This window comes from Candidatus Endomicrobium procryptotermitis, from assembly GCA_031279415.1.
In the GTDB taxonomy this organism is placed as follows: Bacteria; Elusimicrobiota; Endomicrobiia; order Endomicrobiales; family Endomicrobiaceae; genus Endomicrobium_B; species Endomicrobium_B procryptotermitis.
The window spans coordinates 23,829-34,421 of sequence record JAITIP010000009.1; the positions used below are offsets into that span (position 1 = coordinate 23,829).

The following is a 10,593-nucleotide window of genomic DNA, read 5'->3' on the forward strand; positions in this document are numbered from 1 at the left end:
TCAGCGCAGTTTTTTTCTGTTGAAATATCCGGTAGAAACCGTTAGAAAGTATATGCAGGCGGCTAATGCTATCAGAGAACCTACAGCATAAATGGACGATATTGCTGCTATATCTATAATTTTTCCTCCTATAATTACCCCTATGGCAATGCCGATATCCCAGCTTGTAAGGTATGTAGAATTTGCGGTAGCTCTTCTGTTTTTCTCTGCGAGGTTGACAAACATAAAATTAAAAGCAGGAAACAACATTCCATAAGATAAACCTATTATAAGCGCCGAAAAATAATACAGCGTTGATTGAAATATGTGAATCTTATCTACGAAAAATAGACAAAGTAAAGACGTGGAAGCTGTAAAAGTTCCAGCCGTTATGACCTGAATTATTCTGCCTTTATCTATTTGTTTTCCGGAAAAAACTCTGGAAAATAAAAGCCCTGCCGCGCAAACGGCAAAAAAAGTTCCGTTACCTCCTGTTATGCCGTTATATCTTCCGTACATGGCTATATATGTGGTTATCATTCCGTAAGGTATTCCAAGCAATAAAAAGTTTATTCCAAGTGGAAAACCTTTTATAAGAAAAAATCTGTCAAACGATACAGTTTCCTTTACTTTCGGACAGACATTTACGGGAACTTTTACTGCTAAAACAAAAATACAGCCGATAGTTCCTGAAATAAGAGCTCCGTAAAAAAGCATGACAAATGGAAATCTGTCGTAGATTATGAGTCCCATTACAGGTCCTATTGCCATTGCAAGCGTGCTTGAAAGACCGAAATAGCCTATTCCTTCTCCCTGACGTGAAAAAGGCATAATGTCGATAACTACTGTATTGTTTGTAGTTGTTGCCGCGCCAAAAGCAAAACCATGTACTGCCCTTATGATTATAAAAAAGATTAAAGCTGTTGCCGCTATGTAGCCTGCAAAAAAAGCAATAAATGCAAAATATGAGATGATATATACTGTTTTTCTGTCAAAAGAATCGGCAATAAAACCGGAAAATGGTCTTATTAAAATAGCGCAGGCTATATATCCAGAGATAATTAGCCCTGCCTGCGAATTTGTAACGTGGAAAAAATTTGTCAAATAAAACGGCAGTGTTGGCATAAGCAGATAAAATGAAAAGAAAAGCAAAAAATTTGCGATGCTTGCAAAAATAAAATCGGAAGTCCAAAGTTTTGGTTTTGTCTGTTTATTCATGTCGTCTATAGAAATACCCGAATGTTTAAACATCCGGGTTGCATTTATTTTATTATACCTTCTGTGGCTACGCACAATGACAGCCTTTATAAGCGTGCGTTGATGTATAATTCTGTTGTTAAATTACATCCCTGCAATTTTAATTAAGACCCTTTGTTAATCTAATTTTTTAAATTATTTGTCGTGCATTTCGTTAATTTCAGATTCTAATTTTATTATTCTCCATTCTAAATCAGATATTATCTTATCTTGATCATAAATGACACTATCAACAGCCTTAGCATAGCGACTAATTCTCGATTCAATCATTGAGTCAATAATTTCATAGATTATGTAAACTATTACAATTGATATAATTACGATCATAATAATTATTCCCCTTATTGAACCTCTGACATTTTTATTCGCCTATTATTTTAATAAGGACTCTTTTTCTTCTCATTCCATCAAATTCGCCATAAAATATTTGTTCCCATGGGCCAAAATCGAGCTCTCCATAGGTTATTGCTGCTACGACTTCTCTTCCCATAATCTGCCTTTTTAAATGTGCATCGCCATTGTCTTCGCCTGTTCTGTTGTGCTGATAAAGAGAAAGAGGCTCATATGGGGCAAGTTCTTCAAGCCATCTTTTATAGTCATTGTGAAGTCCGGATTCATTGTCATTGATAAAAACAGAGGCAGTAATGTGCATAGCGTTAATCAGTACTATCCCGTCTTTTATTCCGCTTTCGTTGACGGTTTTTTGAACATCCTTTGTTATGTTTATAAAGTCTATTCTATGTGCAGTATTAAAAACAAGTTCTTTTCTGTACGTTTTCATGCCGTCTCCTTTAATGTTTTAGCCGCAATTCCCTGACCGTTAGGTCTGGGAGATTTAATTTTATCAACCATTTTTACTTTAGCTTCTTCATAATAATACAAAATTTTTTATGCTTTTGTGCGCTAGGCGCACAGAAAGAGTGCTGCTAAGCGGAGCGCAAAACAAAAAGCAACAAGACCTGGCGCAAAGGCGGCGCCATACGTGCGCGTTGTAATGTATTAATATGATACGTTTATTTGACAAAAATTTTTGTTTTATGCTATACTGTCCAAGTTGTAAAAATTGAAGTCCTTCGAGTTCTCTTTATTTTTTTGGTAAATCATTTCAAATTTATGGGCCCGTAGCTCAGTCGGTAGAGCACCTCACTTTTAATGAGGTTGTCGTGCGTTCGAGCCGCACCGGGCTCATTTCAATGAAAAATACTGCCCCCATCGTCTAGGGGTCCAGGACACATGATTTTCAATCATGCGACACGAGTTCAAATCTCGTTGGGGGCGCGTTTTGTGCGGAAGAAAAATACTACTAACCGTTTAAGTTAAATCTTAGACGGTTATTTTATGGAAGGCAAACATGGCTACTTTAGTCGTTATAGGAACCCAGTGGGGAGATGAAGGGAAAGGAAAAGTCGTACATTATCTTGCAAAGCAAGCGGATTATATTGTCCGTTACCAAGGCGGCAATAATGCCGGCCACACCCTAATTTATGAAAACAAACCATTTGTTCTGCATTTGATACCTTCAGGAATATTGTTTCCGAAAAAAATGTGTTTAATCACAAATGGTGTCGTAGTAGATCCAAGATCTCTAAAAGAAGAGATTGCTCTTTTGAGCAAGAAAAAGATATCACTAAAAGGTAGATTTTTCATAAGCGAACTTGCACATGTAATTCTTCCTTACCATAAACTTATCGATGGAATTCTTGAACAAGGAAACGTTAAAATAGGAACCACCAGAAGAGGCATAGGGCCTGCATACGCCGATAAAGTAAAAAGAATAGGCATAAGAATAGCTGATTATGTTGAAAAAGATGTTTTTGAAGATTTGCTTGAAAAAAATCTAATTGAAAAAGCTCCAATTCTTGAAAAAAGCGGAGTGAATGTAAAGAAGCTTAAAAATGATATATTAAGGGACAATAAAGAGTTGTCAAAATTTTTAAAACCTTTTATCACCGACACAAGTCTTATGCTTGACACTGCGATTAAAAAAAATAAGAAAATTCTTTTTGAAAGCGCTCAAGGGACATTGCTTGATCTTGATTTCGGAACATATCCTTTTGTGACTTCGTCAAACCCAATCGCCGGAGGAGTAGGTACTGGAGCTGGAATAGGACCGAGTAATATAGATAAAGTGCTGGGAGTAGTGAAAGCCTACACTACAAGAGTCGGAGAAGGACCTTTTACTTCTGAACTTTTTGATAAGATGGGTGAATATTTAAGAGAAAAAGGGGGGGAATACGGAGCGACTACCGGCAGACCACGCAGATGCGGCTGGTTTGACGCCGTCATAGTACGTCACAGCGTGAGAGTAAGCGGCATAAAACATCTTATTCTTACGAAACTCGATTGTATGGAAGATATAGATACCATTAAAATATGCGTTGCCTACAAATATAAAGGCAAAATATATAAAGAAATGCCAGCGTCAAGAACAGTCCAGTCGGGTTGTAAGCCGGTTTACGAAGATATGCCGGGATTTAAAGGAAAAGTAAAAGGCATCACCGACTTTAAAAAGCTTCCGAAAAATGCTCAGAAGTATATTAAACGCTTAGAAGAGCTTGTGGGAGCGAAGATAGATTTAATATCTCTTGGAAGAAAGAGGGAAGAAACGATAGAAGTAACAACAGGTGTAGAATGGTTTTAAAAAAGGATATTTGATCGTCAAGTTTTGAAAATTTCTTTAAGATTTTTCTTTTGAAGACTAAAAAGAGGCCTGTGGCAAAGTCATATTCAATACTGCTGTGTTTGGCTGGATGAATAATAAATTATGAAAATAAGACTTTTAAGATTTACAACAGATCCCGAAAGAGCTTGCGCTGTAGCTGCAAGATTATGTTATATCGCTTCTGGAATAGATGAAATATCTGAAGAACTCACGAAAGAAAAGGTAAAAAATCTGCTTGGCAAAATCATTTCTTCAGGGCATCATTCTGTTCTAGAACATGCATCCTTTACTTTCGGTGCAGAAGGAGTTTCAAGGGCTTTGCTGGCACAGCTTACAAGGCACAGAATAGCCTCGTATTCAGTGCAAAGTCAAAGATATGTAAAATTTAAAGACGGAGTCGAGTTTGTCGTTCCAAAGACCATAAAAAAAGATGCAAACCTTTTAAAAAAATATAATGATTTTTTAAAAAGTACTGAAAAACTTTATAAAGAATATCTTGACGCTGGCATTCCTGCGGAAGACGCCAGATATATCCTGCCAAACGCTTCTGCTACAAAAATTATCATAACCATGAATGCAAGAGAATTAAGACATTTTTTTGCACTCAGATGCTGCAATAGAGCGCAATGGGAAATAAGAGAAATGGCGTGTACAATGCTTGTTCTGGCCAGAAAAGAAGCGCCGATATTATTTTCGGATGCAGGACCTGATTGCATAAGACATGCTTGTCAAGAAGATTCTCCATGCGGCACTCCCTGGAAAAAAAATAATTAAATTTTGGAAACAAAATGAAAAGATACAGGATTTTTTTATTAATTGCATTAATGCTTGTCACTGTATTTGTTTTTTATCCGGTGCTTAGTGCAGATTTTATAACTCTTGATGACTATGGCATGGTGATTGATAACTTGAAAATCCGTTCTTTATCTTTAGACAATTTCAAAGAACTGCTTTTAGAACCCCATTATAATCTTTTTCATCCTCTTGTAAATCTTTCTTATGCCATTGAATATCATTTTTTCGGAATAGATCCATATTTTTACCATGCGGACAATCTCATTCTTCATCTTTTCAGTTCGCTTTTTATATTTTTTATATTTTTCCGTATTACAAAAAATAATTATGCCGTATCTCTGATAACGGCACTGATATTTGCCTGCCACCCGATGCATGTCGAGCCTATCGCATGGGTGAGTGGCAGAAAAGATACATTGTATGCTTTTTTCTTTCTGAGCGCATGGCTTGCGTATTTAAAAGCGTATTCTTATAAAGGAAAGAAATACATTTTTTTTATAGCTTTTTCTGTGATTTTATTTTTATTTGCATGCCTGTCAAAAACCATGGCGGTAACGCTGCCTGCCGTTTTGATTCTCTGTGATTGGTTTAGTGGTGAAAAATTCGATAGAAAATCAATACTAAAATATCTGCCTTTTGCAATAACGGCGGCGGCATTTTCAGTCAGTACTTATTTAATATATTATTCCGAAAGTCAGAGGCAAGAGCTTACCCTTTACACATTATTTGTAAATTTTATATCCGCTCATTTTAACGTATTGTTTTATATGGTAAAATTTATATTTCCGGTAAAACTTTCTGTAATTTACCCTGACTTTTTTGATGCAAGCGCGCGCCCCCCTAATTATATTTTATACGCTCCAGCTTTGTTATACGGGATAGCGGTTTTAATATTGTGGAGTTTAAAAAAGACAAAAATAATCTTTTTCGGGTTTACTTTATTTGCAGTTCTGATATTACCTGTGATAAACATATTGCCGGCGGGTATATCGAAGGTAGCCGATAGGTATACTTATGTATCTTTTACAGGCTTTGCTTATATTGCAGCTGCGGGAATGATATTTTTATACAAAAAAGCCGGAAAAAAATATGTCAAAATTTTATTTGTATCTGCTGTTTCGGTATTAATGATAACAATGTGTTTTACAGCGTATGCCAGAGCGGAAAAATGGCGCAATTCCGCAGCGCTATACGCAGATATAATAAAAAACTATCCTGGAGAAATGTCAAAAGCTTACTCTCTGAGAGCTGTCGGTTACCCATCTGGCATGAGAAAAAATGCCGAAAAAGATTTTGAAATGGCTTTATATCTAAATCCATATAATAATGAAGCCGCTTTTATGCTTGCAAACATAAAAATTGAACAAAAAAAATATAATGAAGCCTTCGACTTGTACAGGATGCTTTCTTATTACGATTATAATATTGAAGCAGTTTATTTATATTCTGCCAGAATTTATTATGAACAACAAAATAAAGAAAAAGCTTTTCAGCTTATTGAAGAAGGGATACAAAGGTTTCCGAAAGCCCATTATTTGTATAATGCACTTGCTATATTTTACGCGTATGAAAAAGAGTATGATAAAGCCATTGAAACTTTTCAAAAATCAAAAAGTCTAAATTCGAGAAATGAAGAAACATACAAATATCTTGCACAAATTTATGATATGCTCGGCAAATTTAGTTTGTCTGAAAAAGAATATAAAGATGGTATTGTAAACTGCCCCGAAAACAAAATGCTGTTATACAGTCTGGGAGAATTTTACTTTAATTTTAAAGATTTCGGCAATGCTTCGATAGTATTTGCACATATGATAAAAAAGTATCCACAGGATTACAAATCATATCTTTATCTTGGAAATATTGAAAGCATGAATGGTAATTTTAAGAAAGCTTTGTATTATTACACGCTTGCCGTATTGACAAAAAACGATTATGCCGAAGCATATTTTCGAAGGGCACTGATGCATCTTGAAATGGATAACTATTTAAAATCAGCTGAAGACGCACGATACGCCGAATCCTTGGGATTTGACATCAGCAGGTATAATTATAAAAAAGAGTTAAAAGAAAAAAGCGGCATTGCCATAGAGTGAATTAAATGATAAACATACGGCAGGTTTTATTGCTTTAGTTTTGATGTTTATAACGGTATTTGTCTTTTATCCGGTGCTTAAGTGGATTTTATAAAATATTTATGATTTAATCGCATAGATAAGGGAGATGTATAATGCATGAAGTTTATCATTTTTTAATCGCGCTCATCGTGATTTTAACCGCCGCAAAAATATTCGGTGAAATAGCTGTGAGATTAGGGCAAAGCGGCATCGTGGGAGAACTTATAGCCGGCGTTATTATAGGTCCCGGGGTTTTGGGGCTTGTCAGCGAAACTCCTGTGCTTGCAAATATTTCTGAACTTGGAGCAATAATACTGTTATTTGAAGTGGGACTTTCAACGGATATAAAAGAATTTGCCCGCGCTGGGGGCTGGGCTGCTGCTGTAGCTTTTGTGGGAGTTTTTCTCCCTTATTGTTTTGGATATTTCATATTTATTCATTTCGGGATGAGCAGTACTCAAGCGATTTTTGCCGGCGCGGTTCTTACGGCAACTTCCGTTGGAATAACCGCAAGAGTATTCAGGGATTTAAAGAAACTTGAAAGCGAAGAGGCAAAAGTCGTGTTGGGTGCCGCCGTTATTGATGATGTTATAGGTCTTACGATTCTTGCGGTTGTTTTAAAAATTGTTTCTGGTGGGACAGTTACAGCCGGAAGCGTTGTACAAATAGCGGGAACCGCTGTGTTATTTTTGATTCTTGCAATAGGTGCGGGACTTCTAATAGCTCCGACACTTTTTAAACTTGTATCAAAAATGAAACAGGAAAATATAATATTCGTGATAGGTTTTGCTTTCTGTCTTTTAATATCGGCGCTTTCTTCTAAGTTTGGTCTTGCCCCTATTGTCGGTGCTTTTGCTGCTGGTCTTGTTTTATCGAGTACAAAACAAGGTGCGGAAATAAAAACAAATCTCAAACCTCTTTCTGCATTTTTTGTTCCGATATTTTTTGTTTTGATGGGGACTAACGTTGAACTTGGTACGTTTAATCCTTTTGTCGCAGGAAATGGAACGATTCTTTTTTTAACTGCAATACTTTTTGCGGCGGCTTTTATAGGAAAAGCAGCCGCGGGGTTTGCCGTGTTTAAGAAAGGAATTAACAAGTTGTTAGTGGGAGCTTCCATGGTGCCCAGAGGCGAAGTAGGTTTGATATTTGCCGGAATAGGTTTTAGAAATGACGTTTTTGGTTCAAACGAATATAGCTCCCTTGTCGCAGTTATAATGCTTACTACTTTTGTTACACCATTTATTCTTAAATATTTGATTACAAAAGAATTGAAAAAAGGAATATAAAATGATTTGTAAATTATTTTTCACTCTTATTTTGTCCGTGATGTTTTTCTTAAATGCTGCTTTTGCAGCAAACGACAGAAATGTTACGGATAACCCCTACGGGTTTAGACTTGTAGCTGAAGCGGAGAAGAATTCAACGGTGATAATCGAACCTGATGGAACCGAAACACCTGACATGAAAGAAGTAAATGAAAGTGATACTTATCAGGCTCAGATAAAAGCTGCTGCTGAGATAAAAAAGAGCGGACGCAAATCCTATGAATCGACTAAGAAGAAACCCATAGGAATTAAAGAGAGGCAAAAATCCGTATCCACAGAAGAACCTAAAATAAAAAAAGCAGATAAGCTTGATAAAATGTTTCATAATTTCATAAAAAAGCCGTCAGTATCAAAATTTCTCAATTCTGTTAAATCCGGCTGGACAAAATTTAAAAAATGGGTTGTTACTCTGCCCGGTATAAGACATTGGCTTGTTTCTCCATACTCAATTGAAAATTACAAAAAGAAACTGAAGACGGCAGGAAAAGAAAATTCCGATTACCTTAAAAAAGATTCAGCAGGCATTAATATGGTTAAGGAAGGCAGCAAGAAGTTTTTCAAATAATGTTTAATATGTATGTTAAGCATCGGCTGCTATGCCGACAAATTGTATGTGGTACAAAATATATAAGCGGCAATAGTTGAAAAGAACGCAAAAGTTAAGATATTAAAAAAATAAGTTTATTTTTTGGGTTTTTAGAGAAACCCAATAGAAGAAAACAAATAATAGTTTGAGAGTTTTTTATGAAGAATAGCCGCCAGACCAGATATATCCATCTTATCTATAAGTACATTATATTATTATCAAAGCAATATATAAAAACGGCAATGAAAAAAGGCCGTTTTTTTCATTTTGCGGCAAAAAAAGAGTATTACTAATAATTTAAAAGAAATAAATATACGCAAAAAAGAGTAGCTAAGAAATTATTTTTTTGTTTCAAAAAAGAGCAAAATGCTTCTTTGTCAAGAATATATAAACTAATTCAAGACAAACTAAAAATAACGCTTTGCGGGACGTTTTCGTCTTTTAATTAATAAGGAGCTGCTGTGAACTCTACAAAAATACCTGTAGTTTTTTCAATTGATAATGAATATGTCAAACAGTTAGCTGCCGTCATAAAGTCAATCCTCGATAATTCGGACCGCGATTTTGAATTTAATGTTTTATCGCGATTTATAAGCGCGGAAAATAAAGAAAAATTGCGAAGTATTGCCCTCAATTTTAATTTTTTTGATATATCAGCTTTTATTAAAAATTTACCTATTGAAAAATATATGTATAACAAAGACTGGAATTATATTTCAATAGAAACTTATTTTAGATTTTTTATACCGCGAATTTTTGATCAATACGACAAAATCATATATTTGGATGCAGACATTCTTGTTTTGGATGATTTATCAATGCTTTATAATGAAAATATTGACGGCTGTTATGCGGGCGCAGTACAAGATTTATATATTAAACCATTTTGGTATACCCCGATAAATTTAACGAATCCGTTTTAAGGAATTTTAAAGATTATTTGAAAAATAAACTCGGTAAAAACAGTGACGACTATTTTAATGCCGGCGTACTGCTGTTAAATCTTAAATAGATGCGGCAAGACAATATAGAATCTAAATTATGGGAGTTTGCGCAAAAAGAGAGTCCTCTCAGATTTCAAGATCAAGACGTTTTAAACTCAGTATTTGATAAGAAAACAAAATTTCTAGCTGCTAAATGGAATATTTTTGCAGGTTATTACAAGTGCAATTTTAAAGATGTGAATGCAGGCATTGTACATTTTACAGGAGCAAATAAACCTTGGATATTTAAGTATAATTTTAATTATGGTTATGACTTTATAGAAAAATGGTGGAAGTACTATGCCTCAACGCCTTATTTTAAGAAGAAAGACCTGAATATTTTTAAAGGCATTGAAAGCACAAAATGGAAAAAGTTTGAATTAAAGATATGGAAATTCATATTATTTAGTATTGTTAAAGAAACGTATGACAAAGTGAGAGTCAGAATTTTTCATAAACTTAATCGCGTGATAAAAATCAAACCAAAATATAGAGAAAACAGATTATAATGAAGACAATAAAAGCAATGTTATTAATTGACGAATTTTTGTATAATAACTGGATAAAAAGCCCGCTAAGGTTCTAAATCAGCTGATGCAGGTTCTAAGTTGATGAACGGGTATAAAATCAATTTTAAAGGTTTGTCTTTAGAATGATATGTGAAAATACGCAAAGGAATAATCTCTTTATGTACCCCACAAAAGTTTCGGTAATAATCCCCGTTTACAATGTAGAACCATATTTAAGGCAATGCTTGGACAGCATACTAAACCAAACGTTAAAAGATATAGAAATCATCTGCATCAATGATGGTTCTACTGATAAATGCTTAGATATTTTGCGTCAATATGAAAAAATAGATGACAGAATTATAATTATAGACCAA

The 10,593-nt window shown here is 34.8% G+C and carries 8 protein-coding genes, 2 tRNA genes and 1 pseudogene; 9 read left to right on the plus strand and 2 right to left on the minus strand.

The window, feature by feature from the left end; translation table 11 throughout:
* Complete coding sequence (locus LBD46_01800; GenBank protein MDR2425912.1) at nucleotides 1-1,230, minus strand: MFS transporter; 1,230 nt, start codon at nucleotides 1,228-1,230, stop codon at nucleotides 1-3.
* A 367-nt stretch (nucleotides 1,231-1,597) separates the two neighbouring features.
* On the minus strand, nucleotides 1,598-2,017 hold the full coding sequence (locus LBD46_01805; protein ID MDR2425913.1) for a secondary thiamine-phosphate synthase enzyme YjbQ: 420 nt from the start codon (nucleotides 2,015-2,017) through the stop codon (nucleotides 1,598-1,600).
* 334 nt (nucleotides 2,018-2,351) lie between these two features.
* On the opposite strand from LBD46_01805, the gene LBD46_01810 reads away from it, so the two are divergent.
* From LBD46_01810 to LBD46_01850, 9 genes and pseudogenes are all read left to right on the plus strand, one after another.
* A tRNA-Lys gene (locus LBD46_01810) sits at nucleotides 2,352-2,424 on the plus strand.
* A 17-nt stretch (nucleotides 2,425-2,441) separates the two neighbouring features.
* Nucleotides 2,442-2,514: transfer RNA gene (locus LBD46_01815), tRNA-Glu, on the plus strand.
* Nucleotides 2,515-2,587: 73 nt separating this feature from the next.
* Nucleotides 2,588-3,877, plus strand: a complete 1,290-nt coding sequence (locus tag LBD46_01820; protein MDR2425914.1) for an adenylosuccinate synthase — start codon at nucleotides 2,588-2,590, stop codon at nucleotides 3,875-3,877.
* 123 nt (nucleotides 3,878-4,000) lie between these two features.
* Nucleotides 4,001-4,672 (plus strand): FAD-dependent thymidylate synthase, encoded by a 672-nt coding sequence (thyX, locus tag LBD46_01825; protein ID MDR2425915.1) that lies wholly within the window; start codon nucleotides 4,001-4,003, stop codon nucleotides 4,670-4,672.
* Nucleotides 4,673-4,686: 14 nt separating this feature from the next.
* Nucleotides 4,687-6,789, plus strand: coding sequence for a hypothetical protein (locus LBD46_01830; protein ID MDR2425916.1), 2,103 nt, complete (start codon nucleotides 4,687-4,689; stop codon nucleotides 6,787-6,789).
* 134 nt (nucleotides 6,790-6,923) lie between these two features.
* Nucleotides 6,924-8,099 (plus strand): cation:proton antiporter, encoded by a 1,176-nt coding sequence (locus LBD46_01835; GenBank protein MDR2425917.1) that lies wholly within the window; start codon nucleotides 6,924-6,926, stop codon nucleotides 8,097-8,099.
* Nucleotide 8,100: 1 nt separating this feature from the next.
* Complete coding sequence (locus LBD46_01840; protein ID MDR2425918.1) at nucleotides 8,101-8,703, plus strand: hypothetical protein; 603 nt, start codon at nucleotides 8,101-8,103, stop codon at nucleotides 8,701-8,703.
* 482 nt (nucleotides 8,704-9,185) lie between these two features.
* Nucleotides 9,186-10,216, plus strand: a pseudogene (locus tag LBD46_01845) (glycosyltransferase family 8 protein).
* Nucleotides 10,217-10,395: 179 nt separating this feature from the next.
* Nucleotides 10,396-10,593, plus strand: a 198-nt coding sequence (locus LBD46_01850) for a glycosyltransferase family 2 protein (protein ID MDR2425919.1), incomplete at its 3' end; no start/stop codon positions are given.